Source organism: Mycobacterium sp. 852002-51057_SCH5723018, from assembly GCF_001667035.1.
In the GTDB taxonomy this organism is placed as follows: Bacteria; Actinomycetota; Actinomycetes; order Mycobacteriales; family Mycobacteriaceae; genus Mycobacterium.
The window spans coordinates 1-25,166 of record NZ_LZIR01000093.1 but is presented as its reverse complement, the minus strand read 5'-3'; the positions used below and the strand labels follow the sequence as shown (position 1 = coordinate 25,166).

21 protein-coding genes, 2 tRNA genes and 2 pseudogenes are annotated in these 25,166 nt (G+C 68.0%); 9 read left to right on the top strand and 16 right to left on the bottom strand.

Annotation, left to right across the window (positions count from 1 at the left end):
- Position 1: 1 nt before the first annotated feature.
- A complete protein-coding gene (locus A5764_RS19595; protein WP_067115799.1) occupies positions 2–1,114 on the bottom strand; it encodes a D-alanine--D-alanine ligase family protein in 1,113 nt (370 codons plus the stop codon).
- Between the two features lie 77 nt (positions 1,115–1,191).
- The gene (locus A5764_RS19590; protein WP_197501638.1) at positions 1,192–2,211 is read right to left on the bottom strand and encodes an NAD(P)H-dependent glycerol-3-phosphate dehydrogenase; all 1,020 of its coding nucleotides are present in this window, start codon (positions 2,209–2,211) and stop codon (positions 1,192–1,194) included.
- 135 nt (positions 2,212–2,346) lie between these two features.
- On the opposite strand from A5764_RS19590, the gene cofC reads away from it, so the two are divergent.
- From cofC to A5764_RS19575, 3 genes are all read left to right on the top strand, one after another.
- Positions 2,347–3,009 carry a 2-phospho-L-lactate guanylyltransferase gene (cofC, locus tag A5764_RS19585; protein WP_067115794.1) on the top strand — a complete coding sequence of 221 codons (663 nt, stop codon included), beginning with the start codon at positions 2,347–2,349 and terminating at the stop codon, positions 3,007–3,009.
- A 90-nt stretch (positions 3,010–3,099) separates the two neighbouring features.
- Positions 3,100–5,292 carry an RNA degradosome polyphosphate kinase gene (locus A5764_RS19580; RefSeq protein ID WP_067115791.1) on the top strand — a complete coding sequence of 731 codons (2,193 nt, stop codon included), beginning with the start codon at positions 3,100–3,102 and terminating at the stop codon, positions 5,290–5,292.
- A gap of 74 nt (positions 5,293–5,366) precedes the next feature.
- Positions 5,367–6,314 (top strand): bifunctional NUDIX hydrolase/histidine phosphatase family protein, encoded by a 948-nt coding sequence (locus tag A5764_RS19575; RefSeq protein ID WP_067115788.1) that lies wholly within the window; start codon positions 5,367–5,369, stop codon positions 6,312–6,314.
- Positions 6,315–6,376: 62 nt separating this feature from the next.
- Here the strand turns inward: A5764_RS19575 and A5764_RS19570 are convergent, their stop codons facing one another.
- The 3 genes from A5764_RS19570 to leuC all read right to left on the bottom strand — a co-directional run bounded on the left by A5764_RS19570 (position 6,377) and on the right by leuC (position 9,309).
- Positions 6,377–7,027, bottom strand: a complete 651-nt coding sequence (locus A5764_RS19570; RefSeq protein WP_067115783.1) for an HU family DNA-binding protein — start codon at positions 7,025–7,027, stop codon at positions 6,377–6,379.
- 214 nt (positions 7,028–7,241) lie between these two features.
- Positions 7,242–7,838 carry a 3-isopropylmalate dehydratase small subunit gene (gene leuD / locus A5764_RS19565; RefSeq protein WP_067115780.1) on the bottom strand — a complete coding sequence of 199 codons (597 nt, stop codon included), beginning with the start codon at positions 7,836–7,838 and terminating at the stop codon, positions 7,242–7,244.
- Positions 7,839–7,860: 22 nt separating this feature from the next.
- Positions 7,861–9,309 carry a 3-isopropylmalate dehydratase large subunit gene (gene leuC / locus A5764_RS19560; protein ID WP_067115777.1) on the bottom strand — a complete coding sequence of 483 codons (1,449 nt, stop codon included), beginning with the start codon at positions 9,307–9,309 and terminating at the stop codon, positions 7,861–7,863.
- A gap of 60 nt (positions 9,310–9,369) precedes the next feature.
- Between leuC and A5764_RS19555 the strand changes: the two genes are divergently transcribed.
- Complete coding sequence (locus A5764_RS19555; protein WP_067115774.1) at positions 9,370–10,071, top strand: IclR family transcriptional regulator; 702 nt, start codon at positions 9,370–9,372, stop codon at positions 10,069–10,071.
- 297 nt (positions 10,072–10,368) lie between these two features.
- On the top strand, positions 10,369–10,881 hold the full coding sequence (locus A5764_RS19550; protein ID WP_067115771.1) for a pyridoxamine 5'-phosphate oxidase family protein: 513 nt from the start codon (positions 10,369–10,371) through the stop codon (positions 10,879–10,881).
- A gap of 20 nt (positions 10,882–10,901) precedes the next feature.
- On the opposite strand, the gene A5764_RS19545 is transcribed toward A5764_RS19550, so the two are convergent.
- From A5764_RS19545 to A5764_RS19530, 4 genes are all read right to left on the bottom strand, one after another.
- Positions 10,902–10,974 (bottom strand) — tRNA-Glu (locus A5764_RS19545).
- A 72-nt stretch (positions 10,975–11,046) separates the two neighbouring features.
- Positions 11,047–11,118 (bottom strand) — tRNA-Gln (locus A5764_RS19540).
- Between the two features lie 115 nt (positions 11,119–11,233).
- Positions 11,234–12,712, bottom strand: coding sequence for a glutamate--tRNA ligase (gene gltX, locus A5764_RS19535; protein WP_082951807.1), 1,479 nt, complete (start codon positions 12,710–12,712; stop codon positions 11,234–11,236).
- A complete protein-coding gene (locus A5764_RS19530; RefSeq protein ID WP_067115764.1) occupies positions 12,709–13,509 on the bottom strand; it encodes a fumarylacetoacetate hydrolase family protein in 801 nt (266 codons plus the stop codon). The genes gltX and A5764_RS19530 overlap by 4 nt, the downstream gene beginning before the upstream one ends.
- 72 nt (positions 13,510–13,581) lie before the next feature.
- On the opposite strand from A5764_RS19530, the pseudogene A5764_RS27715 reads away from it, so the two are divergent.
- Positions 13,582–14,643 (top strand): annotated as a pseudogene (locus A5764_RS27715) (MFS transporter); the annotation flags it as partial.
- A gap of 136 nt (positions 14,644–14,779) precedes the next feature.
- Here A5764_RS27715 and A5764_RS19515 read toward each other — a convergent pair.
- Together A5764_RS19515 and serA are read right to left on the bottom strand one after the other, a co-directional pair.
- The gene (locus A5764_RS19515; protein ID WP_067115753.1) at positions 14,780–15,790 is read right to left on the bottom strand and encodes a 3-isopropylmalate dehydrogenase; all 1,011 of its coding nucleotides are present in this window, start codon (positions 15,788–15,790) and stop codon (positions 14,780–14,782) included.
- 49 nt (positions 15,791–15,839) lie between these two features.
- Entirely contained in the window at positions 15,840–17,426 is a 1,587-nt protein-coding gene (gene serA / locus A5764_RS19510; protein ID WP_067115751.1) for a phosphoglycerate dehydrogenase, read from the bottom strand.
- 41 nt (positions 17,427–17,467) lie between these two features.
- Between serA and A5764_RS19505 the strand changes: the two genes are divergently transcribed.
- Both A5764_RS19505 and wrbA read left to right on the top strand, forming a co-directional pair.
- Positions 17,468–18,919, top strand: coding sequence for an NAD(P)/FAD-dependent oxidoreductase (locus A5764_RS19505; protein ID WP_067115846.1), 1,452 nt, complete (start codon positions 17,468–17,470; stop codon positions 18,917–18,919).
- Positions 18,916–19,527, top strand: coding sequence for an NAD(P)H:quinone oxidoreductase (gene wrbA / locus A5764_RS19500; RefSeq protein WP_067115749.1), 612 nt, complete (start codon positions 18,916–18,918; stop codon positions 19,525–19,527). The genes A5764_RS19505 and wrbA overlap by 4 nt, the downstream gene beginning before the upstream one ends.
- Before the next feature lie 79 nt (positions 19,528–19,606).
- On the opposite strand, the gene ilvC is transcribed toward wrbA, so the two are convergent.
- The 3 genes from ilvC to A5764_RS19485 are packed head-to-tail and all read right to left on the bottom strand — an operon-like array spanning position 19,607 to position 23,029.
- Positions 19,607–20,608, bottom strand: coding sequence for a ketol-acid reductoisomerase (gene ilvC, locus A5764_RS19495; protein WP_067115843.1), 1,002 nt, complete (start codon positions 20,606–20,608; stop codon positions 19,607–19,609).
- A 55-nt stretch (positions 20,609–20,663) separates the two neighbouring features.
- On the bottom strand, positions 20,664–21,170 hold the full coding sequence (gene ilvN / locus A5764_RS19490) for an acetolactate synthase small subunit (RefSeq protein WP_067115746.1): 507 nt from the start codon (positions 21,168–21,170) through the stop codon (positions 20,664–20,666).
- The gene (locus A5764_RS19485) at positions 21,170–23,029 is read right to left on the bottom strand and encodes an acetolactate synthase large subunit (RefSeq protein ID WP_067115742.1); all 1,860 of its coding nucleotides are present in this window, start codon (positions 23,027–23,029) and stop codon (positions 21,170–21,172) included. The genes ilvN and A5764_RS19485 overlap by 1 nt, the downstream gene beginning before the upstream one ends.
- 288 nt (positions 23,030–23,317) lie before the next feature.
- On the opposite strand from A5764_RS19485, the gene A5764_RS19480 reads away from it, so the two are divergent.
- On the top strand, positions 23,318–23,695 hold the full coding sequence (locus tag A5764_RS19480; protein WP_067115739.1) for a PH domain-containing protein: 378 nt from the start codon (positions 23,318–23,320) through the stop codon (positions 23,693–23,695).
- A gap of 3 nt (positions 23,696–23,698) precedes the next feature.
- Here A5764_RS19480 and A5764_RS19475 read toward each other — a convergent pair whose 3' ends face one another.
- A complete protein-coding gene (locus tag A5764_RS19475) occupies positions 23,699–24,556 on the bottom strand; it encodes a DoxX family protein (RefSeq protein WP_067115736.1) in 858 nt (285 codons plus the stop codon).
- Positions 24,557–24,709: 153 nt separating this feature from the next.
- Positions 24,710–25,166, bottom strand: a pseudogene (locus A5764_RS19470) (hypothetical protein); the annotation flags it as partial.

Here is a 25,166-nt window from a genome sequence, read left to right as displayed (position 1 = left end):
GTTAGCGCAGACCCACGCCCCGGGCCAACGCCGTCTCGACCATGGTCGCGAGAAGGGTGGGATAGTCGACGCCGCTGGCAGCCCACATCCTCGGGTACATCGAGATCGTGGTGAACCCCGGCATCGTGTTGATCTCGTTGATCAGGGGCCCGTCCTCGGTGAGGAAGAAGTCCACCCGGGCCAGCCCCTGGCAGTCGATGGCTTTGAATGCCCGGATCGCCAGTTGGCGCACCGCGTCGGCGACATCGTCGTCGACCTTCGCCGGCACGTCCAATTCGGCTGCGTCGTCGAGGTATTTCGTCGCGAAGTCGTAGAAGGAGTCCTCGCGGCCCCGCACCCCGGCCACCCGGATCTCGCCGACGGTGCTGGCTTGCACTGTGCCGTCGGGCATTTCGAGCACGCCGCACTCCAGCTCGCGACCGTTGACCGCCGCCTCGACGATCACCTTGGGATCGTGCCGGCGCGCATGCGCGACCGCCGCGGCCAGCTCGTCCCAACCAGAGATCCGGCTGACGCCGATCGAAGAGCCGCCCCGGGCGGGTTTGACGAACGCGGGCAATCCGAGCCGCTGGCACTCGTCGAGACGCAGCGCCGACCGGGACGGGCGCAGCACCGCATGCGGACCGATCGGAAGTCCCTCGGCGGCAAGCAGTTTCTTGGTGAACTCCTTGTCCATGCCTGCGGCGCTGGCGAGCACGCCGGCACCGACGTAGGGCACCCCGGCGAGCTCGAGCAGCCCCTGGATCGTGCCGTCCTCGCCATACGGGCCGTGCAGCACCGGGAACACCACGTCGACGGACGCCAGAACCTCACTGGCGCCGGGCGAAAGCGACACCAGCTGGCCGCTTCGCCGCGGGTCCGCCGGCAGGGCGAGCTCGGTCCCGGAGTCCGCGGTCACCTCGGGCAGGTGGCGGTCGGTGATCACCAGCGCCTCGGGGTCGCCGTCGGTCAGCACCCACGAACCTTCCGGGGTGATGCCGACCGCGGTCACATCGAACCGCTGCGGGTCGAGATTGCGCAGGATGCTGCCCGCCGACACGCACGAGATGGCGTGCTCGTTGCTGCGCCCGCCGAACACGACGGCGACGCGCACACGGCTGTCGCTGGCACTCACAACCTAAAGAGGCTACCGGTTGAGCGGCCCTCGGGTCGGGCGTCGGGCTGCCAGCTGGGGTTTCCGTCGCGCCGGGTTCACTCCGGCTTGGTCCTGCGGCCCAGCAGCAACGCCATCGCCTCGTCCACCGACAGCCCCTTGTGGCACACCTGGTGCACGGCGTCCGTCAGCGGCATCTCCACGTCGTAACTGGATGCCAGCGCCAGCACCGCCTCGCACGACGTCACCCCCTCGGCGACGTGCCCGTCCCTCGCCTGCATCGCCGACTCCATGGTCCCGCCGCGGCCCAGGCATTCGCCGAAGGACCGGTTGCGGGAATACGGAGACGTACAGGTGGCCACCAGGTCGCCCACGCCCGCCAAGCCGGCCAGCGTCGCGCCCTTGGCACCGAGCGCCATTCCCAGCCGCATGATCTCCGCCAGGCCCCGGGTGATGATGGCCGCCGCGGTGTTTTCGCCGAGCCCGACGCCGGCCGCCATCCCGCACGCCAGGGCGATGACGTTTTTGCAGGCCCCGCCGATCTCGGTGCCGACCACGTCGCTGTTGGTATAAGGGCGGAAGTATCCGCTGTTCAGCATGCGCTGCACGGCAACCGCGCGGCCGGAGTCGCTGCACGCGACGACCGTGGCGGCGGGCTGACATTGGGCGATCTCACTGGCCAGGTTGGGCCCCGAAATGACCGCGACCTGTGCGGGATCCACGCCCGTCACAGAAAGGATCACCTGGCTCATCCGCATCAGCGTGCCGAGCTCGATCCCCTTGGCAAGGCTGACCAGGGTCGCGCCGGCAGCCACCGATGGCGCCCACGCCTCGAGGTTGGCCCGCATCGTCTGGGCCGGCACTCCCAGCAGGACCGTCGACGCACCGCGCAGCGCTTCGTCGGCGTCGGTGGTGGCGCGGACGCCCGGCGGTAGCAAGGTGCCGGGCAGGTAGGCGGCGTTGACTCGAGTGGCGTTGATCTCGTCTGCGACGTTGGATCTTCGGGCCCACAGGACGACCTCCGTCTCGGGTCCGCCGGCGTCGACAAGCACCTTGGCCAGCGCCGTGCCCCACGCGCCGGCGCCCATCACCGCAACGGCGCCTTCCGACCTGGGCATTGTGCTGGCCATTCACCACCCCCTTCTGTCGTCGCGCGGCATCTGCAGCCGCTACACCTTAGATCCAGCGGCGGTCCGGCGTCACGCGCTCCAGCCTCACAGCGATGCGGGCAGCGCCGCTGGCAGGATGGCGCCATGAGCGGCACACGCGCCGGCGGCGGGGGCGACAACGTTGGTGATGTGGCGCTCATCATCGCCGTCAAGCGGTTGACCGCCGCGAAGACCAGGCTGGCCCCGGTGTTCTCGGCGCGCACCCGGGAGGCTGTGGTGCTGGCCATGTTGGTCGACACCCTGTCCGCCGCGGCGGGCGTCGCGGCGCTGGGCTCGATCACCGTCGTCACGCCCGACGAAGCCGCGGCGGCCACGGCGATCGAACTCGGAGTGGACGTGCTGGCCGATCCGACGCCCGAGGGCCACAGCGATCCACTGAACAACGCGATCGCCTCGGCGGAGCGGGCCCTAGTCCTGACATTCTCGAATATCGTTGTGCTGCAAGGAGATTTGCCCGCCTTGCAGACTCAGGAACTGGCCGAGGCGATCGCCGCCGCCCGCCAGCACCGGCGCAGCTTCGTTGCCGACCGGTTGGCAACGGGAACCGCCGCGCTCTGCGCGTTCGGAGCTGCGCTCGATCCGCACTTTGGGCCGGATTCCTGCGCGCGGCACCGCCGTTCGGGCGCGATCGAGCTGACGGGTGCGTGGCCCGGCCTGCGGTGCGACGTCGACACGCCCGCCGACCTGGCCGCCGCGCGACGCCTCGGGGTGGGATCGGCGACCGCCCGGGCCCTCTCGCAGCATTAGCCCGCCGGCACAGCAGCAAACCTGTCCAGGCGATGAACGGCACACCAACGGCGAATCGATGGACCTCGGACGCTGGCAGCACAGCGGGCGATGAGCAATGATTCCATGGTGACTGAAATCGAAGCCGAAACGCGCCTGGAAGAAACTGAATGGCGGACCGACGACTCGGCCGTGGCGGCGCCGCCTGCGGCGACACCCGCCGCCATCCAGGACGCGCTGCCGGAGGACCGCTACCTCAACCGCGAACTGAGCTGGCTGGACTTCAATGCGCGCGTGCTGGCGCTCGCGGACGACAACTCCCTGCCGCTGCTGGAGCGCGCCAAGTTCTTGGCGATCTTCGCTTCCAATCTCGACGAGTTCTACATGGTTCGGGTCGCGGGCCTCAAGCGCCGCGACGAGATGGGGCTGTCGGTCCGCTCGGCCGACGGCCTGAGCCCGCGCGAACAGCTGGCGCGCATCGGCGAACAGACCCAGCGAATCGCTACCCGGCACGCCCGGGTGTTTCTGGATTCGGTACGACCGGCGCTGGCCGAGGAAGGCATTCATATTGTCACGTGGGCCGATCTGGATCAGGCTGAGCGCGACCAACTGTCGACGTATTTCAACGAGCAGGTCTTCCCGGTCCTGACACCACTGGCCGTCGACCCCGCTCACCCGTTCCCGTTCGTCAGCGGGCTGAGCCTGAATCTGGCGGTCACGGTCCGCCACCCCGAGGACGGCGGCACGCACTTCGCCCGGGTCAAGGTGCCCAACAACGTCGATCGCTTCGTCGAACTCGACGGCCGCGAGGGGCTCGACGGGGCCGAGGGGCAGACCATAATCCGGTACCTGCCAATGGAAGAACTGATCGCGGCGTTCCTTCCGCTGCTGTTCTCGGGCATGGAAATCGTCGAGCATCACGCGTTCCGCATTACCCGCAACGCCGACTTCGAGGTGGAAGAGGACCGCGACGAAGACCTGCTCCAGGCGCTGGAGCGGGAGTTGGCGCGCAGGCGGTTCGGCCCACCGGTGCGGCTCGAGATCGCCGACGACATGACCGAAGGCATGCTGGAATTGCTGCTGCGGGAACTCGAAGTGAATCCCGATGACGTCATCGAAGTGCCCGGCCTTCTGGACCTTTCGTCGTTGTGGCAGATCTACGGGCTGGACCGTCCGGCGCTCAAGGACCGGCCGTTCATTCCGGACACCCACCCCGCCTTCGTCGATCGCGAAACACCCAAGAGCATCTTCGCGACGCTGCGCGAAGGCGATGTGCTGGTGCACCACCCGTACGACTCATTCTCCACCAGCGTGCAGCGTTTCATCGAGCAGTCGGCGGCCGATCCCAACGTGCTGGCGATCAAACAGACCCTGTACCGCACGTCCGGTGATTCGCCGATCGTCCGGGCGCTCATCGCCGCCGCCGAGGCCGGAAAGCAAGTGGTGGCAATGGTGGAGATCAAGGCGCGCTTCGACGAACAGGCCAACATTCGCTGGGCCCGCACGCTGGAGCAGGCGGGCGTCCATGTGGTCTACGGGTTCGTCGGGCTCAAGACACACTGCAAGACCTGCCTGGTGGTGCGCCGCGAAGGTTCAACGATCCGGCGCTACTGCCATGTGGGGACCGGCAACTACAACGGCAAGACGGCGCGGCTGTATGAGGACGTCGGTCTCCTCACGGCCGCCCCCGACATCGGGGCAGACCTGACCGACCTGTTCAATTCGCTCACCGGCTACTCGCGCAAGGTGTCCTACCGCAACCTCTTGGTGGCGCCGCACAGCATTCGCGCCGGCATCATCGCGCGCGTCGAGCGCGAGGTCGAGGCTCACCGCGAAAGCGGCGGGGGGCGCATCCGGCTCAAGATGAACGCCCTTGTCGACGAGCAGGTCATCGACGCGCTTTATCGCGCGTCCCAGGCCGGCGTGCGCGTCGAGATAGTGGTGCGCGGCATCTGCGCGCTGCGCCCCGGCGCGGAAGGCTTTTCGGAGAACATTTCCGTCCGCTCGATCCTCGGCCGATTCCTGGAGCACTCGCGGATCGTCCATTTCGATCGCATCAACGAGTTCTGGATCGGCAGTGCGGACATGATGCACCGCAACCTCGACCGGCGAGTCGAGGTGCTGGTTCAGGTCAAGGACCCAAGGCTCACCGCATATCTGGACGACTTGTTCGAGTCCGCTCTGGACCCGTCCACTCGGTGCTGGGAGCTCGGGCCCGACGGGCAGTGGACGGCATCGCCACAAGATGGTCATAGCGTGCGCGATCATCAGGAGTCACTGATGGAGCTGCACCGCGGCACTTGAGCCTATGTGGTAGCTTTCCAGGTTCACGCCCACGGCCGGAGCGACCCTAGCCGAATTGACCTGCAGGAGTTGACTTGCCGACCCAGAACTCGTCCGCCGCTCGGCGCTCGGGGAGCAAGATCGTGTACGCCGCAGGCGCGGTGTTGTGGCGACCGGGCCACGCCGATTCCGCCGAACCGGACCTCGAGATCGCCGTGATCCATCGCCCCCGCTACGACGACTGGTCGCTGCCCAAGGGCAAAGTGGACCCGGGTGAGACGGCGCCCGTCGCCGCGGTCCGGGAGATATTGGAGGAAACGGGTCACGGCGCCGTGCTCGGCAGGCGGCTCGACATGGTGAGCTACCCGATCGACCAAGGCGTCAAAAAGGTCTACTACTGGGCGGCGCGCAGCACCGGCGGCGAGTTCGCACCGGGCAGCGAGGTCGATGAGTTGGTGTGGCTGCCGGTCGCCGACGCGAAAGACAAACTCACCTACAGCCACGATCGAAAGATGTTGCGCCGCTTCGCTAAACACCCCGCCGACACGCATAGCGTCCTGGTGGTCCGGCACGCCACCGCCGGGCGGAAGTCACGTTTCAAGGGCGACGACACCAAGCGACCGCTGGACAAGCGCGGACTCGCGCAGGCCGAGGCACTGGTTCCGCAGCTGCTGGCCTTCGGCGCCACCGGCGTGCACGCGGCCGACCGGCTCCGCTGCCAGCAGACCGTCGAACCGCTCGCCGAAGAACTCGGGGTGACCGTGCAGAACGAGCCCATGCTGACCGAGGAGTCCTACTCCAAGAGCCCTAAACGCGGGCGCCACCGGATGCTGCAGATCGCGGCGGAGGAAGGCACCCCGGTGATCTGTACCCAGGGCAAGGTGATTCCGGACCTGATCGAGTGGTGGTGCGATCGCGACGGCGTGAAGCCCGATAAGTCCCGCAACCACAAGGGCAGTACGTGGGTGCTGTCGCTGTCAGGCGGCCGGCTGGTCGCCGCCGACCACATCGGCGGCGCCCTGGCCGCCAACGTGCGGGCCTGACACGCGAATACCCTCCGGGTGGCGTCGCTGCCACCCCGAAGGGTATTCGCGTGTGGAACTTCCTACTTGCGGCCGCGCCGCGAGGTGGTCTTCTTGGCAGGAGCCTTGCTGGCCGGTCTCTTTGAGGCTGCCTTCTTGGCCGGAGCCTTGGTGGCGGCCTTCTTGGCCGGAGCCTTCTTGGCCGCCGAAGTCGCCTTGGTCGCCGCCTTCTTGGCGGGGGCCTTGGTGGCCGCCTTCTTGGCCGGGGCCTTGGTCGCCGCCTTCTTGGCCGGGGCCTTGGTCGCCGCCTTCTTGGCCGGGGCCTTGGTCGCGGCCTTCTTGGCCGTGGTCTTGCTCGCCGCCTTCTTCGCCGGCGCCTTCTTGGCAGCCTTCTTGGCCGCGCCACCGCTTGCTACCACACCACGTTTCACGGCCGGTCCTTCCGCCGGGAGGCGCTGTGCGCCAGAGACAACCGCTTTGAATTGAGCACCGGGCCGGAACGCCGGGACCGACGTCGGCTTCACCTTCACCGTCTCGCCGGTACGCGGATTGCGGGCGACCCGCGCCGCGCGCCGGCGCTGCTCGAACACACCGAACCCGGTAATTGTGACGCTGTCACCCTTGTGCACCGCACGCACAATGGTGTCGACGACATTCTCGACGGCAGCGGTCGCTTGCCGACGGTCCGAGCCCAATTTCTGCGTGAGCACGTCAATGAGCTCTGCTTTGTTCATCCAAAACCCTCCGAAGCTAGTGGTCCTCGTTTTGCGAACCGACTAGTGGACACGGTAAACCCTCACCCAGCAAATTTCCAAGAGCCACGCGCAATTTCAGGACCGAACGACCGATGTTTTCGGAATCCGGTTGCCTCCCTTGACCGGTGGCGGACCGCGGAATCGGGCCGGTTTACTTAGCCGACCGAGAAGAAAAACCGTCCCGGTCGGCCCCTCAGGAGGTGGGTAGAGTGCGCGGTTTCCACTCCGGGCGCGCCGCCTCGAATGCCTCGATTTCGTCGAGTTTCCGCAGCGTAACGGCTATATCGTCAAGACCTTCGAGCAGTCTGAAAGCGGTGTGGTCGTCAATCTTGAACGGCAGCACCGCCGTTCCGGCGGTGATATTCCGATCTTGAAGATTGGCAGTGATTTCCAAGCCAGGGCTCTGCTCGATCAGCTTCCAAAGAAGTTCCACGCCGTCTTGGGAAACTTCGGCCGCCAGCAGTCCCGCCTTGCCGGCGTTGCCCCGAAAAATGTCACCGAATCGAGACGAGATGACGACCCGGAACCCGTAGTCCATCAGCGCCCACACCGCGTGCTCACGCGACGAGCCGGTGCCGAAATCGGGTCCGGCCACCAGAACCGAGCCGCGATCAAAGGGGCTGAGGTTTAGCACGAATGACGGATCCGACCGCCACGAAGCGAACAAGCCGTCCTCGAAACCGGTTCGGGTTACGCGCTTCAAATACACCGCGGGAATGATCTGGTCGGTATCGACATTGGACCGCCGCAGCGGCACGCCAATACCGGTGTGGGTGCGAAAGGCTTCCATCCTCGTCCTCGATTCAGTGTTCTTAGTTCAGGTCGGCCGGCGCGGACAGCCTGCCCGTTACCGCCGTCGCGGCGGCGACGGCCGGCGACACCAGATGCGTGCGTCCGCCTTTACCCTGCCGCCCTTCGAAATTGCGGTTGGACGTCGCGGCGCACCGCTCCCCCGGCGCGAGCTGATCGGGGTTCATTCCCAGGCACATCGAGCACCCCGCCTGCCGCCACTCGGCGCCCGCGGCGGTGAAAACCTCACCCAGCCCTTCGGCTTCGGCCTGCGCGCGCACCCGCATGGAGCCCGGGACGACGAGCATCCGGACCCCGTCGGCCACCTTGCGGCCACGCAACACGTCGGCCACCGCGCGCAGGTCTTCGATACGACCGTTGGTACAAGAGCCGACGAACACGGCGTCGACACCGATATCACGCATCGCCGTGCCCGGCCGAAGGTCCATGTACGCCAAGGCTTTCTCGGCGGCCTGCCGTTCGCCTTCGTCGGGCATCTGTTCGGGATCCGGCACGGCCGCGGACAGGGGCACCCCCTGGCCGGGGTTCGTTCCCCACGTGACGAACGGGCTCAACGAGGCCGCGTCGAGATAGACCTCGGTGTCGAAGACGGCGCCCGGGTCGGTGCGCAGCTGCCGCCAGTACCGAAGCGCGGCATCCCACTGCGCCCCGGTCGGCGCGTGCGGGCGGCCGCGCAAGAACTCGTAAGTGGTCTCGTCCGGCGCGACCATGCCGGCCCGGGCGCCGGCTTCGATGCTCATGTTGCAGACCGTCATCCGGCCCTCCATCGACAGCGATTCGATGGCGCTGCCGCGGTATTCGATGACGTGGCCCTGGCCGCCGCCGGTGCTGATCTTGGCGATCAACACCAGGATGATGTCCTTGGCGGTGACACCGGCGGGCAGCTGACCGTCGACATTGACCGCCATCGTCTTGAAGGGCCGCAGCGGCAACGTCTGGGTGGCCAGCACGTGTTCAACCTCCGAGGTGCCGATCCCCATCGCCAGCGCCCCGAACGCGCCATGGGTGGAAGTGTGACTGTCCCCACAGACGATCGTCATTCCCGGTTGGGTCAGGCCCAATTGGGGCCCGACGACATGCACGATGCCCTGGTCGATGTCGCCCATCGGGTATAGCCGGACGCCGAATTCAGCGCAGTTTCGCCGCAACGTCTCTACCTGGGTGCGCGACACCGGGTCGGCGATCGGCTTGTCGATGTCCACGGTGGGCACGTTGTGGTCCTCGGTGGCAAGCGTCAGGTCGGGCCGCCGCACGGGCCGGCCGGCCAGGCGCAGGCCGTCGAATGCCTGCGGGCTGGTGACCTCGTGCACCAAATGCAGATCGATATAGATCAAGTCGGGCGCACCGGTCCCGTCACCCGACGAGCCGGGAACCACAACGTGGTCGGCCCATACCTTTTCGGCCATGGTGCGCGGCGTGCCTGGACCGTCCGCCTTGGTGTCGTGTGCCATTTCGCCTCTGTTCGGTGCTTCGGGGCTGCATCTCAGCATGCGAGACGCTACTATCTCTATGTGAGACAGCATAGCGGCATCGGCGTCCTCGACAAAGCGGTGGGCGTGCTGCAGACGATCGCGGAATCCCCGTGCGGGTTGGCCGAACTGTGCGAGCGAACCGCGTTGCCCAGGGCCACCGCCTACCGGCTGGCGGCCGCCCTGGAGGTCCATCGGCTGGTGGCGCGCGACGGCGAAGGGCGTTGGGGTCTGGGTCCCGCGGTCACCGAACTCGCGGCCCGTGTCGACGATCCCCTGCTGGCGGCGAGCGCGGCGGTGCTGCCCGCGTTGCGCGAGACGACCGGCGAAAGTGTGCAGCTGTATCGCCGCGAGGGCACTTCCCGGGTCTGCGTGGCCGCCGTGGAACCGGCTGCGGGTCTTCGCGATACGGTCCCGGTCGGCGCGCGGTTGCCGATGACCGCGGGCTCGGGCGCCAAAGTCTTGCTCGCCTACAGCGACGCCGCGACACAGAAAGCCGTGCTGCCGACCGCGAAATTCACCGACCGGGCGCTGGTCGAGGTGCGCCGGCGCGGTTGGGCACAGAGCGTCGCCGAGCGCGAGCCGGGCGTCGCGAGCGTGTCGGCGCCGGTGCGTGACGGCCGCGGTGACGTGATCGCGGCGATTTCGGTGTCGGGGCCCATCGACCGGATCGGGCGGCGGCCGGGGGCCCGCTGGGCCGCAGACCTTCTGGCTGCCGCGGAGGCCCTCACCCGTCGGGTCTAGGTCGCCTAGGGCTTCGCATGGGTAGCCACGGCATCGCGTGTGCGTTCAGGCCTTCGCGTGTGTTCTCAGGGCGCCAGGACCGCACAATCGCCGCCCTTGACGCACACTCAAAGCCGTCACTGCACACTCGACGCCATCACGGCACCGGCGACGAAATGGATACTCCCCCGGCATCGCGTGTGCGTTCAGGCCTTCGCGTGTGTTCTCAGGGCGCCAGCAGCGCACAACCGCCACCCTCAGCACACACTCCACGCCACCAATGCACGGCCTAAGCAAACGGCCTGACAGACTGACGCCATGGGAACCAATCAGCGCGCGAGCATCGTCATGTCCGACGACGAGATCGCCGATTTTGTCACCAAGAGCCGCACCGGCACGCTGGCCACCGTCGGCCCCGACGGCCAGCCGCACCTGACCGCGATGTGGTACGCGGTGGTCGACGGTGAAGTCTGGCTCGAGACCAAGGCGAAGTCGCAGAAGGCGGTCAACGTCAAACGGGACCCGCGGGTGAGCTTTTTGATCGAGGGCGGCGACACCTACGACACGCTGCGTGGGGTGTCCTTCGAAGGCGTCGCCGAGATCGTCGACGATCCCGACGTCTCGCACCGGGTGGGCGTCAGCGTGTTCGAGCGTTACACCGGCCCGTACACCGACGAGATGAAGCCCTTCGTTGAGCAGATGATGAACAAGCGGGTCTGCGTGCGCATCGTGGCGCGTCGCGCCCGCTCATGGGATCACCGCAAGCTCGGCCTGCCGCCGATGCCGGTGGGCGGGACGACCGCACCGGCGGTCGCGGGGAACGGCCAGTAGCCGCATGCGGACGGATTTTGTAGCCCCGATGGGATTCGAACCCACGCTACCGCCGTGAGAGGGCGGCGTCCTAGGCCGCTAGACGACGGGGCCAGAACCGATCCGAGCTGCCAGCATAGCTCACAGCCGTAGGCGCACCTAATCGCTTGCGCTGGTGCGGCTTTGCTGGGGTACCAGGACTCGAACCTAGAATGGCTGAACCAGAATCAGCTGTGTTGCCAATTACACCATACCCCATTGGCTGCCTAAAACCGCTGGTCAGAGCGAGTTCTGCGGGCTATTGCCAACCCCCGAGACCGCCGCTGCCGACCGTTCTAGGCCTTTGTAAACCGCAGTGCAGACTACCAAAGATTTAGGCTGCGTCATCGCGCGTGGTCCTCAGCCGCAGCAGGCTGCGGTCACGGCCGAGCAGCTCGAGTGATTCGAACAGCGGCGGGCTGATGGTTGTTCCCGTGGCGGCGACCCTGATCGGACCGAACGCCTTGCGGGGTTTGAGCGCCAGGCCCTCGATGAGCGCGGCCTTGAGGGCGGCCTCGATGTTGTGCGCGGTCCAGTCCGTCACGCCGTCCAGCGCGGCCAGCGCCGCGTCGAGCACCGCGAGCCCGTCCGGGCCCAGCTCCTTGGCGGCGGCCTTGGGGTCGATCGCATATTCGTCGTCGTTGAGGAACTTCAGCAGGTCCCAGGCGTCGCCCAGGACGACGATGCGGGTCTGCACCAGTTCGGCGGCGACGGCGAATCCGGCGTCATCGAGATCGACGTGCTGGCCGTGCCCGTCGAGGTAGTCGCGCAGCCGGGCGGTGAATTCGTCCGCGTCCAGCATCCGGATGTGCTCGGCGTTCAGCGCGTCGGCCTTCTTCTGGTCGAACCGGGCCGGGTTGGCGTTGACGTCGACGACGTCGAACGCGGCCACCATCTCGTCGAGGGTAAACAGGTCGCGATCGTCGGCGATCGCCCAGCCGAGCAGCGCAAGGTAGTTCAGCAGCCCCTCGGGGATGAAGCCCCGGTCGCGATGGGCGAACAGGTTCGACTGCGGATCGCGCTTGGAAAGTTTCTTGGTCCCCTCCCCCAATACCGTTGGCAGATGGGCGAATTGCGGAGTCTGTTCGGCGACCCCGATCCGGATCAGCGCCTGATACAGGGCGAGCTGGCGCGGGGTCGACGGCAGCAGGTCCTCGCCGCGCAGCACGTGGGTGATCTTCATCAGCGCGTCGTCGACCGGGTTGACCAAGGTGTACAACGGATCTCCGTTGGCGCGGGTCAGCGCGAAATCGGGGACGGTGCCCGCCGCGAACGTGGTGGTTCCGCGCACCAGGTCGTCCCAACCGATGTCTTCGTCGGGCATCCGCAGCCGCACCACCGGCTGCCGGCCTTCGGCGAGAAAGGCCGCGCGCTGCGAATCGGTCAGCTGCCGGTCGAAGTTGTCGTAACCCAGCTTGGGGTTGCGGCCCGCCGCGATGTGGCGCGCCTCGACCTCCTCGGCGGTGGAGAAGGCGTAGTAGGCCTCCCCCGCCTCGAGCAGCTTGGCCACCACGTCGCGGTAGATCTCGCTGCGCTGCGACTGCCGGTACGGGCCGTACGGTCCGCCAACCTCGGGTCCCTCATCCCAGTTCAGGCCGAGCCAGCGCAGCGCGTCGAGCAGCGCCAGGTAGCTTTCCTCGGTGTCGCGCTGGGCGTCGGTGTCCTCGATGCGAAAGACGAAGGTGCCGCCGGTGTGTCGGGCGTAGGCCCAGTTGAACAGCGCGGTGCGGACCATCCCGACGTGGGGCGTGCCGGTGGGCGACGGGCAGAATCGGACGCGTACTTTGCCTGCGGCGGCGGCTGGGGCGGTCACGACTTTGCCTTGCGGACTACGGGATTGGCGAGGGTGCCGATGCCCTCGATGGTGATGGACACGGTGTCGCCGTCCTCGATCGGGCCCACGCCCGCCGGTGTCCCGGTGAGGATGAGGTCGCCGGGCAGCAGGGTCATCACGGCCGAGATCCACTCCACGATGGCGCCGACGTCGTGGATCATCAACGAGGTGCGGCTGCGTTGCTTCAATTCGCCGTTGACTTCGGTGCGCAGTTCGAGATCCGCCGGGTCGACATCGGTGACGATCCACGGACCGACCGGGCAGAAGGTGTCATGGCCCTTGGCGCGCGTCCATTGACCGTCGGCCTTTTGTTGGTCACGTGCCGACACGTCGTTTCCGATGGTGTAGCCGAGGATGTTGTCGGCGGCCTGGGCGGCGGTCACGTCCTTGCAGGGCCGGCCGATCACCGCGGCCAACTCACCCTCGTAGTGCACGGGTGATGCGTTGGCCGGCAACCGAATCGGTGCATTCGGGCCGATGATCGCGGTGTTGGGCTTGAGGAAGATGATCGGGTCCGCCGCGGCCGGTCCGGTTGCGAAGGTGCTCATTTCGGCGATGTGGTCGGCGTAGTTCTTGCCTATGCAGACCACCTTGCCCGCCAGCATCGGCGCCAGCAGCCGGACGTCGGCCAGCGGCCACGATCGGCCGGTGAACGTCGGCGTGCCGAAAGGGTGTTCGGCGATCTCCCGGGCGATCATCGCCGCAGGATCGTCGAGTTCGCCCTCGATGCTGACGAACGCGACACCGTCCGGGCTGGCGATTCGACCAAGGCGCATTTGATTGAGCCTAGTTCGCGCCGGCGGCGGCTCCGGCGGCCGGGCGGCCTAACCCTGTGCAAATATGGGCTGATGGCCACGGGCCACGCTGCCGCGCTAGGCACCGGCAAGCGGTGGTCGATGATGATCATCTCGCTGTTCGTCACGACCAGTTCTTTCCTGTTCATCAACGGCATTGCCTTCCTGATCCCGTCGCTGGAAGCCAACCGCGGAACCCCGTTGGCGGAAGCCAGTTTGTTGGCGTCGATGCCCAGCTGGGGCATGGTCGCCACGCTGATTCTTTGGGGCTACGTGCTCGACCGCGTCGGCGAGCGGCTGGTGTTGACGCTGGGCTCGGGGCTCACCGCCGCCGCGGCCTATGCCTCGGCGTCGGTGCACTCGATGGTGTGGGTGGGTGTCTACCTCTTCCTCGGGGGCATGGCCGCCGCGAGTTGCAACACCGCCGGCGGCCGGCTGGTGTCCGCGTGGTTTCCGCCACAGCAGCGCGGCCTGGCGATGGGCATCCGACAGACGGCGCAGCCGCTGGGAATCGCGTTGGGCGCGCTGATCATGCCCGAGCTGGCCGAGCGCGGCCCGCACGCGGGCCTGATGTTTCCCGCGCTGGTGTGCGCCGCGGCGGCATTGACAAGCGCGGTCGGCATCGTCGACTCGCCGCGCAAACCCCGCGGGACCGCCACCGCGCAGGAGCTGGCCAGCCCGTACCGCGGGTCGTCGGTGTTGTGGCGCATCCACGCGGTGGGCGGCCTGCTGATGATGCCGCAGACGGTGACGGTGACCTTCATGCTGGTCTGGCTGATGAACGACCACCGTTGGTCGATCGCGGCCGCCGGCGGTTTGGTCACGCTCTCGCAGCTGCTCGGCGCGCTGGGCCGCATCGCGGTCGGCCGCTGGTCCGACCGGGTCGGTTCGCGCATGCGACCGGTCCGCATCATCGCCGTCGCCGCCGCTTCGGCCCTCTTCCTGCTGGCCATCGCCGATCACCTGAATTCGCGCTACGAGGTGCCACTCATGATCGCCATCTCGGTGATCGCGGTGCTCGACAACGGCTTGGAGGCGACCGCGATCACCGAATTCGCCGGGCCGTTCTGGAGCGGACGCGCCCTGGGCATCCAGAACACCACCCAACGGGTGATGGCGGCGGCCGGATCCCCGCTGTTCGGCGTCTTGATCACCGCCGCGAAGTATCCGCCCGCCTGGGCGCTGTGCGGGCTATTCCCTTTGGTGGCAATACCGTTGGTCCCGACGCGGTTGCTGCCGCCCGGTTTGGAAACTAGAGCGCGGCTGCAATCCGTTCGCCGACTTCGCTGGTGGCGCGCCGTTCGTTCCCACGAGTTGCCAGATAGGCCTCGACGGCCCGGTCCACCCGGGCAGCCGCATCGTCCTCACCGAGGTGGGAAAGCAGCAGCGCCACCGACATGATCGCCGCGGTCGGATCCGCGATGCCCTGGCCGGCGATGTCGGGTGCGCTGCCGTGCACCGGCTCGAACATCGAGGGATTGGTCCGGGTGGCGTCGATGTTTCCGCTGGCCGCCAACCCGATTCCGCCGCACACCGCCGCGGAAAGGTCGGTGATGATGTCGCCGAACAGGTTGTCGGTGACGATCACGTCGAACCGACCGGGATCGGTGACCATGAAGATGGTTGCGGCATCGACGTGTTGATACGCCACCTCGACGTCAGGGTATTCCTCGCCGACCTCGGCCACGATTCGCGTCCACAGCTTCCCCGCGAACGTCAGCACGTTGTTCTTGTGCACCAGCGTCAGGTGTTTGCGGCGCAGCATGGCGCGCTCGAACGCGTACTGCACCACTCGGCGCACACCGAACGCGGTGTTGACGCTGACCTCGGTGGCCACCTCGTTGGGCGTCCCGGCGCGAAGCGCGCCGCCGTTTCCGGTGTAGGGGCCCTCGGTTCCCTCGCGCACCACCACGAAATCGATGTCCGGGTCGCCGGCGAGCGGGCTGCTCACGCCTTCGTAGAGCCGGCCCGGCCGCAGGTTGACGTGGTGGTCAAGCTCAAAGCGCAGGCGCAGCAACAAACCTCGCTCCAGCACGCCGCTGGGGACCGACGGGTCACCGACGGCCCCGAGCAGAATCGCGTCGTGCTCGCGCAATTCGGCCAGCACCGAATCCGGCAGCAGCTCTCCGGTGGCGTGAAACCGGCGGGCGCCCAGGTCGTAGCTGGTCTTCTGCACGCCCGGCACCACCGCGTCCAGGACTTTGACCGCCTCGGCCACCACCTCGGGGCCGATCCCGTCGCCGCCGATCACCGCGAGTTTCATCGGCGCCGCTCCTGCTCATCGCTCCGCTCTGCATCGTCGCCGGCGCGTTTCACGAGAGGTCAACCACTTCGAGCTTGTTGGCCCCCACCGCGGCCGCGATCGCCGACCGGACATCGGGGGGAACGTCCTGATCCAGCCGCAGCAGGATCGTCGCGCTGGGGCCCTCGGCGTCCTCGGACAGTTGCGCCGCTTGGATGTTCACCCCGGCCGCACCGAGCAAGGTGCCGATCTTGCCCAGCGCTCCGGGCTGATCGACGTAGTTGATCACCAGGTTGGTGCCCTGGGCGCGCAGGTCGAAGTTGCGACCGTTGATCTGCACGATCTTCTCGACCAACTGCGGCCCCGAGAGCGCGCCCGCGACGTTGACGCACGAACCGTCGTGGGCGAGCGCCCGCACGTCGACGACGCTGCGGTGGTTGGGGCTTTCGGAGGCTGTGCTGATTTCGGCGGTTACGCCGCGTTCGGACGCCAGCGCCGGCGCGTTGACGAAGGTGACCTGATCCTCGATCACCGCCGAGAACAATCCTCGCAGCGCCGAAAGCTTCAGCACCTCAACGTCTTCGGAGGCCAGCTCGCCGCGCACCTGCACCTGCAGCGACGCCGGGAGACCGTCGGACAGGGCGGCGGCCAGCACTCCGAGCTTGCGCGCCAGGTCCAGCCACGGCGCCACCTCTTCGCTGACCACTCCGCCGCCGACGTTGACGGCGTCCGGAACGAATTCCCCGGCCAGCGCCAGCCGCACGCTCTCGGCCACGTCGGTGCCGGCCCGGTCCTGCGCCTCGGCGGTGGACGCCCCCAAATGGGGCGTGACCACCACCTGCGGCAGCTCGAAAAGCGGGCTGTCGGTGCACGGTTCGGTGGCGAACACGTCGATGCCGGCGGCGCGGACGTGGCCGCTGCTGACGGCATCGGCGAGCGCCGCCTCGTCCACCAGGCCGCCGCGCGCGGCGTTGACGATGATGACGCCCGGCCTGGTCTTGGCCAGCGCCTCCTTGTCGATCAGGCCCGCCGTCTCGGGGGTCTTCGGCAGATGCACCGAGATGAAGTCGGCGCGGCCCAGCAGATCGTCCAGCGGCAGCAGCTCGATGCCGAGCTGCGCGGCCCGGGTCGGCGCGACGTACGGGTCGTACGCGACGACGTTGGTGCCGAAGGCCGCTATCCGCTGGGCGAACAACTGGCCGATGCGGCCCAGCCCGACGACACCGACCGTCTTGCCGAAGATTTCGGTCCCCGAGAACGACGACCGCTTCCAGGTGTGCGCGCGCAGCGAGGCGTCGGCGGCAGCGATCTGGCGGGCCGCGGACAGCAGCAGCGCCAACGCGTGCTCGGCCGCGCTGTGGATGTTCGACGTCGGCGCGTTGACCACCAGCACCCCGCGCTCGGTGGCGGCGTCCACGTCCACGTTGTCCAGCCCGACCCCGGCGCGGGCGACGATCTTGAGCTTGGGGGCGGCCGAGAGCACCTCGGCGTCGACGGTGGTGGCCGACCGCACCAGCAGCGCGTCGGCCTCGGGGACGGCGGCCAGCAGCTTCTCCCGGTCGGGCCCGTCTACCCAGCGCACCTCGACCTGATCCCCCAGGGCGGCCACGGTTGATTCGGCGAGTTTGTCGGCGATAAGTACAACTGGCAGATTCACCCGGCCAGCCTATCGGCTGTAATTGACCGGTGGACGTCACCTTGGACGTGACGATAGTCGGCAGCGGGCCCAACGGGCTCGCCATGGCCGTCGTCTGCGCCCGCGCCGGCCTGAAAGTCCAGGTCGTCGAGGCGCAACCGACCTTTGGCGGCGGCGCCCGCACCGAGCCCGACCCAGATTCTCTCGGAGTCGCGCACGACGTGTGCTCGGCGGTTCACCCGTTGGCGCTGGCGTCACCGTTCTTCGCCGAGTTCGACCTGCCCGCGCGGGGCGTGCAACTGGCGGTGCCGGAGGTCTCCTATGCCAACCCGCTGCCGGGCCGGCCGGCTGCGATCGCCTACCGGGATCTCGAGCGCACCTGCGCGGAACTGGAACACGGTGCGTCGTGGCGGCGGCTGCTGGGCCCGCTGGTGACGAATTCGCGCGACGTGGTCGAAGTGCTGCTCGGCGACAAGCGTTCGTTGCCCGGCTCGCTGCCGTCCGCGCTGCAGCTCGGGCTTCGGATGCTGGCCCAGGGAACGCCGGCGTGGGGTTCGCTGGTTGGCCAGGACGCGCGGGTGCTGTTCACCGGCGTTGCGGCCCATGTCATTTCGCGGATGCCGTCGTTGACGGCGGCCGGCGCCGGCCTGCTGCTGGCCACGCTGGCCCATTCGGCCGGCTGGCCGATCCCGGTGGGCGGCACCCGGGTGATCACCGACGCGCTGATCGCCGACCTGCGCGCGCACGGCGGTGAACTCACGGCCGGCACCGAAGTCACCGAGCCGCCGCCGGGCGTCGTCGCCTTCGATACGGCACCGACCGCGCTGTTGCGGATCTACGGCGACGCGCTACCGTCGCGCTACGTAAAGGCGTTGCGCCGCTACACCTTTGGCCCGGGAGTGGCGAAGGTCGACTTCGTGCTCAGCGACGAGATCCCGTGGTCGGACCCGCGCCTGCGGCGGGCGCCGACGCTGCACCTGGGCGGAACCCGCGCACAGATGGCGCGGGCCGAGGCCGACATCGCCGCCGGGCGCCATGCCCAATCGCCGATGGTGCTGGCCGCCTCGCCGCACATCGTGGACCCGGGTCGCATCGACATCGTCGGCCGCCGCCCATTCTGGACCTACGCGCACGTGCCGTCGGGTTCCACGCTGAACGCGACCGAGGTCGTGACCGGGGTCCTCGAGCGGTTCGCGCCGGGCTTCCGCGACGTCGTGGTGGCGGCGCGCGCCGTGCCCGCCGCACGGATGGCCGATCACAACGCCAACTACGTCGGCGGCGACATCGGGATGGGCGGCAATTCTGCCTGGCGCGCGATCGCGGGCCCTCCAGGAACTAAGTCGCGCCTGAACCCCTGGCGCACACCGCTTCCCAAGGTGTACCTGTGCTCGGCGGCCACCCCGCCCGGCGGCGGCGTGCACGGCATGGCCGGCTATTACGCCGCGCGCACGCTGCTGCGCCGCGAATTCGGCATCACCGATATGCCCGCCCTGGGACCTAAGCTAGCCAGGTGACCAAACTCGCGATCATCTACTACTCGGCCACCGGTCACGGCACCACGATGGCACAGCGCGTCGCCGCGGCGGCGAAGTCCGCGGGCGCCGAGGTCCGGCTGCGACACGTTGCCGAGACCCACGACCCGGAAACGTTCGCCCACAACCCGGCGTGGACCGCCAACTACGAAGCGACCAAGGACCTTCCGGCGGCTACCGGCGACGACGTCGTCTGGGCCGACGCCGTGATCTTCGGGTCGCCGACCCGGTTCGGCACGCCGGCAGCGCAATTGCGCACCTTCCTCGACTCGCTCGGGGGGCTGTGGGCCCAGGGCAAGCTTGCGGACAAGGTGTACGCGGCGTTCACGTCGTCCAACACGCTGCACGGCGGCCAGGAGACCACACTGCTGTCTCTGTACATCACGGTGATGCACTTCGGCGGCATCATCGTCCCGCCCGGATACACCGACCCGTGCAAGTTCGTCGACGGCAACCCGTACGGGGTGAGCCTGGTGTCCACCCATGACAACATCCACGAATTCGACTCTGAAGCCGACCGAGCGACGGAGAAGGCCCTCGAGCACCTGGCCCGCCGGGTGGTGGCGACCGCCGAACGCCTGGGTACTTAAGCGGCGCCCCGCGCCGAGAGTGAAACTGTTGCGAGAATCGGGCGGAAAATTCGCAACAGCTTCACGCTCGGCGGAAGGGCTAGGCCGTCTCGGTGATCGGGCGGTCCACCCAGCTCATCAGGTCGCGCAGCCTCTTGCCGACGACCTCGATCGGGTGTTCGGCGTTCTCCTTGCGCAACCGCTCCAGCTCCTTGTTGCCGCCCTCGACGTTGGCGACCAGCTTCCTGGTGAAGGTGCCGTCCTGGATCTCGCGCAGGATGGTGCGCATCCGCTCCTTGGTGTCCGCGTCGATGATGCGCGGACCCGAGAGGTATCCGCCGAACTCCGCGGTGTCGGACACCGAGTAGTTCATTCGCGCGATGCCGCCCTCGTACATCAGGTCGACGATCAGCTTGAGCTCGTGCAGCACCTCGAAGTAGGCCATCTCCGGCGGGTAGCCCGCCTCGACCATCACGTCGAAACCGGCCTTCACCAGTTCCTCTGTGCCGCCGCACAACACGGCCTGCTCACCGAACAGGTCGGTTTCGGTCTCGTCCTTGAAGGTGGTCTTGATGACGCCCGCCCGGGTACCGCCGATGGCCTTGGCGTAGGACAGCGCCAGCGCTTCGCCCTTGCCGGTCGGGTCCTGGTCGACGGCGATCAAGCACGGCACGCCCTTGCCGTCCACGAACTGGCGGCGCACCAGGTGGCCCGGCCCCTTCGGGGCCACCATTGCGACGGTGACCTCGGCCGGAGGCTTGATCAGGTCGAAGTGGATGTTGAGCCCGTGACCGAAAAACAAAGCGTCCCCGTCGTTCAGGTTGGGCTCGATCTCGTTCTTGAAGATGTCGGCCTGGGCGGTGTCGGGGGCCAGCAGCATGATGACGTCGGCCCACTTGGCGACCTCGGCGGGGGTGTCGACGTCCAGTCCCTGCTCCTCCACCTTGGGCCGCGACTTCGAACCCTCCTTCAGCCCCACGCGCACCTGCACGCCGGAGTCGCGCAGGCTCAGCGAGTGCGCGTGCCCCTGACTGCCGTATCCGATGACGCCGACCTTGCGGCCCTGAATGATGGTCAGATCCGCGTCGTCGTCGTAGAACATTTCCAATGCCTCGGCTGGCACTTCCCTATCTCCTTTGTATCGATTAGCTGAAAAACTATTTGGCGGAGCTCATTCCGCGCCCACCGCGGGACAGCGAAACCAGCCCAGACTGAACGATCTCGCGGATGCCGAAGGGCTCCAACACGCGCAGCAGCGCCTCGATCTTGCCGCGGTTACCGGTCGCCTCGATGGTCAGCGCTTCCGGCGATACGTCAATCACTTTGGCGCGGAACAGGTTCACCGCCTCGATCACCTGGCTGCGGCTGCCGGCGTCGGCGCGCACCTTGATCAGCGCCAGCTCGCGGGACATCGAGTTGTCCTCGTCCAGCTCGACGATCTTGATGACGTTGATCAGCTTGTTGAGCTGCTTGGTGACCTGCTCGAGCGGGGTGTCCTCGGCGGAGACGACGATGGTCATCCGCGACATGTCCTTCTGCTCGGTGGCACCGACGGCCAGCGACTCGATGTTGAAACCGCGCCGGGAGAACAACGCCGCCACCCGGGCGAGCACGCCGGGCTTGTCCTCCACCAACACCGATAGCGTGTGCGTGGTCGGATTCATCAGGCGTGCCCTTCGCTTTCGTCGTCGAACAACGGGCGGATGCCGCGGGCGGCCTGGATCTCGTCGTTGCCGGTTCCGGCGGCCACCATCGGCCACACCTGCGCGTCGGCGCCGACGATGAAGTCGATCACCACCGGGCGGTCGTTGATCGCGCGCGCCTGGTTGATCACGTCGACGACGTCTTCTTCACGCTCGCAACGCAATCCGACGCAACCCAGCGCTTCGGCCAGCTTCACGAAGTCCGGGATGCGGCGTGAGTGTGTCGCCAGGTCGGTCTGCGAGTAGCGCTCCTCGTAGAACAGGCTCTGCCACTGCCGCACCATGCCCAGGTTGCCGTTGTTGATCAGCGCCACCTTGATCGGCGCGCCCTCGATCGCGCAGGTGGCCAGCTCCTGGTTGGTCATCTGGAAGCAGCCGTCCCCGTCGATCGCCCAGACCTCCGCCTCCGGGCGAGCGATCTTGGCGCCCATGGCCGCCGGAATGGCGAACCCCATGGTGCCCAGCCCGCCGGAGTTGAGCCAGGTCCGCGGCTTCTCGTAGGAGATGAACTGCGCCGCCCACATCTGGTGCTGGCCGACCCCGGCGACATAAACGGCGTCCGGGCCGGCGATCTCGCCCAGCTTCTCGATGACGTATTCCGGGCCCAGGCTGCCGTCGCTCTGCGGATCGTAGCTCAGCGGGTAGGTGGACTGGACGCTGTGCAGGTATGCCCACCAGTCGGTCATCTCGATCTGGCCGGGAACATCGTGGTGTTGCAGCATCGCGATCAGGTCGGTGATGACGGCCTTGACGTCGCCGACGATCGGCACGTCGGCGTGCCGGTTCTTGCCGATCTCGGCCGGGTCGATGTCGGCGTGGATGACCTTGGCCTCGGGTGCGAAGGACTCCAGCTTCCCGGTCACCCGGTCGTCGAAGCGGGTGCCCAGCGCGATCAGCAGGTCGCTGCGCTGCAGCGCCGCCACCGCGGCCACCGTGCCGTGCATGCCGGGCATGCCCAGGTTCTGCGGGTGGCTGTCCGGGAATGCGCCGCGCGCCATCAGCGTGGTGACCACCGGGATGCCGGTCCGGTCGGCCAGCTCCCGCAGCTGCTCGGTCGCCTCGCCGCGGATGACCCCGCCGCCGACGTAGAGCACCGGCTTGCGCGCGGCCGCGATCAGCTTGGCGGCCTCACGCACCTGGCGGTTGTGCGGCTTGGTGTTGGGCTTGTAGCCGGGCAGGTCCATCCGGGGCGGCCAGCTGAACGTGCACTGGCCCTGCAGCACGTCCTTGGGGATGTCGACGAGTACCGCGCCCGGACGTCCCGACGAGGCGATGTGGAAGGCCTCGGCCAGCACCCGCGGAATGTCGTCGCCGGAGCGAACCAGGAAGTTGTGCTTGGTGATCGGCATCGTGATGCCCGAGATGTCGGCCTCCTGGAAGGCGTCGGTGCCGATCAGCCCGCGCCCGACCTGCCCGGTGACGGCGACGACGGGAATCGAGTCCATCTGCGCGTCGGCCAGCGGTGTCACCAAGTTGGTGGCGCCAGGACCCGAAGTTGCCATGCAGACCCCGACCTTGCCGGTGGCGTGCGCGTACCCGCTGGCGGCGTGACCGGCGCCCTGTTCGTGGCGAACCAGCACGTGGCGAAGCTTTTTCGAGTCGAACAGCGGGTCGTACACCGGCAACACCGCGCCGCCGGGGATCCCGAAGATCACCTCAACGTCGAGTTCCTCCAACGACCGGATCACCGCCTGGGCGCCGGTAAGTTGTTCGGGCGCAACGCGTTTCGGTTGGGGTTTGGCGGCGGGTTGCACCGCGTCGGTGGCGATGTCGGTCGCACGCTGCGGCTGCTGCGCGGGCGGCCTGGTGGGAGCGCTCACTGTCGTTTCGTCCTCTTCACTATGCAGTCTCGTTGTCGCGCAAGAAAAAACCCCCGTCAGCTCATCGGCTGAACGAGGGTTGCGCGTTGGTGCTGGATCGCTTCAAATGCTGAAGGGCTCAGTCAGGCACCAACGCGCCGACTAATTACTACGAGCATTCCGGGCTTTCCGGCGGATTCCATAGCGTCCGACGGTAGCCTTCGCACAGCTCAACAGTCAAATCCGACGCTGTCGACCGGGTGCGTCGGCCTCGCACCGGGCGACGCGCTGCGGTGCGATGATGCGAGGGTGGTTACCGATTCCCCCGTCGTCATCAAGGTGTCGCCCATCGCGCACCTGGCCGTCGGATTCTTGACCCTGGGCTTGCTGATACCGGTGCTGGCGTGGCCGCTGTCGGCGCCGCTGCTGGCCATCCCGGTGCTGTTGTCGGCCTTGATCGTCCGGCTGCGCACCGTCGCCGACGACCACGGGGTGACCGTTCGCACACTGCTGGGCAGCCGCACGGTGGCCTGGGACGACATTGACGGCCTGCGCTTCCACCGAGGTTCTTGGGCGCGGGCCCGCCTTAACAGTGGCGGGGAGCTGCGATTGCCCGCGGTCACGTTCGCCACGCTGCCGCAGTTGACCGAGGCCAGCGCAGGGCGGGTGCCCAATCCCTACCGATAAGGGTTAGGCGATCGGGTTGACCCCGTTGAGCAGCACCCACACCCCGATGCCGCCGGCGATGCCACAGAGCAGCGCCACGAAAGACCCGATGAACGGGCGATGGGCCCATCCGCGGCCGGCGTCGAGGCCGTAGCGGCCCGGTCCGCACAGGATCACCGCGGCGGCCAGCACGATCAGGGTGATCTGGTATTCGTGCCCCTGCGGCAGGAAGTACGAGAAGGAATGCGAGTGCGGCTTCGCGGAGACGGTGGCCAGCAGCTCGTTGATCAGGAACGCCAGCGCGCCCGCCGCGGCTACCGGCGTGAACAATCCCAGGATGAGCAGCACAGCGGCCACGATCTCGCCGCCGGCGCTGACGTACGCCAGGATGTCGGCGTGGTGATAGCCGATGTCGGACAGTGAGTTCTTCAGACCGGTCAGCCCGCCGCCGCCCCACCAGCCGAACAGCTTCTGCAGGCCGTGGGCGCCGAGCACCACTCCCAGCCCGACCCGCAAGATCAGCAAACCCAAATGCTGGGTTCCGCGGCGGCCGGCGGCGCGTTGCGGGTCGTCGTCGGTGTCCGAGTCGATGCGGGCCGGTTCGGTGGCCGAGATCGGGGCCGCCTGCGGCACCGACTGCGGCTGCACATACGGCAGGGGCTCCTGGTGCTCGAGCAGGTTGTATCCCGCGGCCGCGGGGCCACCCGAGGCAGCGGGGTCGCTGTACGGGATGACGGTGGTGGTTCCGAAGTCGCCCGGGTACCCGACCGGCGTCAGGTCATCTTCGGGGTCGACCAGGCGCGCCGAAGCCGGGCGCCCGGGGATCGGGTCCGAGGATTCGCCAGGGCGGCGCCAATGTGCGTCATTCGATTGACTGGTCACGCGTGTCAGGGTAAGGGCAAAAGGCCCTGAATTGGGGATTTGAGCGGCGCTTTCGCGCACTTACTACGCCAAAACGGCCCGGATTGGTCCAAAAAGGCCTTCCCGCGTGTCCGGAAGGCCCCGAACGGGTGAACTGCGCGGTACCAATCCGTCCTAGCTGGGCCCGCCGGCACCGCCGGCGCCGCCGGCACCGCCGAAGCCGCCGCTGGAGTTCAAGGTCCGCATGCCGGTGACGCCGGCGCTGCCCCCCTGGCCGGCCCCGCCCTGGCCGGTGCCACCGGAGCCGCCGGAGCCGCCGGGGCCGCCGGTGCCGCCGAAGGCGCCCACGCCAACGCCATTGCCACCGCCGCCGCCGTCGCCGCCGGTGCCGCCATCGCCACCCGTGACGCCGTGCCCGCCGGCGCCGCCCGAGCCGCCGGAGCCGCCCACGCCCCCATTCTCGGTAGTGGTTACGGGCGTGTAGTTGCCGATGCCACCCTTGCCGCCGGTGCCGCCGGCACCGCCGAGGCCGCCGGTGCCAACCGTCCCGCCGTTGCCGCCAACGCCGCCGATGCCGCCGGTGCCGCCGGCGCCCGCGGGGATGGTCGAGTTCACGGCGAGCACACCGGGG

Excerpts from the sequence above, each read along its gene's own strand:
- A5764_RS19550 (WP_067115771.1), top strand. The coding sequence starts at position 10,369 with ATGGGAACCAATCAGCGCGCGAGCATCGTCATGTCCGACGACGAGATC.
- leuC (WP_067115777.1), bottom strand. The coding sequence starts at position 9,309 with ATGGCACACGACACCAAGGCGGACGGTCCAGGCACGCCGCGCACCATG.
- ilvN (WP_067115746.1), bottom strand. The coding sequence starts at position 21,170 with ATGAATCCGACCACGCACACGCTATCGGTGTTGGTGGAGGACAAGCCC.
- A5764_RS19530 (WP_067115764.1), bottom strand. The coding sequence starts at position 13,509 with ATGCGCCTTGGTCGAATCGCCAGCCCGGACGGTGTCGCGTTCGTCAGC.
- A5764_RS19515 (WP_067115753.1), bottom strand. The coding sequence starts at position 15,790 with ATGAAACTCGCGGTGATCGGCGGCGACGGGATCGGCCCCGAGGTGGTG.
- cofC (WP_067115794.1), top strand. The coding sequence starts at position 2,347 with ATGAGCGGCACACGCGCCGGCGGCGGGGGCGACAACGTTGGTGATGTG.
- A5764_RS19590 (WP_197501638.1), bottom strand. The coding sequence starts at position 2,211 with ATGCCCAGGTCGGAAGGCGCCGTTGCGGTGATGGGCGCCGGCGCGTGG.
- ilvC (WP_067115843.1), bottom strand. The coding sequence starts at position 20,608 with ATGTTCTACGACGACGACGCGGATCTGACCATCATTCAGGGCCGCAAG.
- leuD (WP_067115780.1), bottom strand. The coding sequence starts at position 7,838 with ATGGAAGCCTTTCGCACCCACACCGGTATTGGCGTGCCGCTGCGGCGG.
- A5764_RS19570 (WP_067115783.1), bottom strand. The coding sequence starts at position 7,027 with ATGAACAAAGCAGAGCTCATTGACGTGCTCACGCAGAAATTGGGCTCG.
- A5764_RS19580 (WP_067115791.1), top strand. The coding sequence starts at position 3,100 with ATGAGCAATGATTCCATGGTGACTGAAATCGAAGCCGAAACGCGCCTG.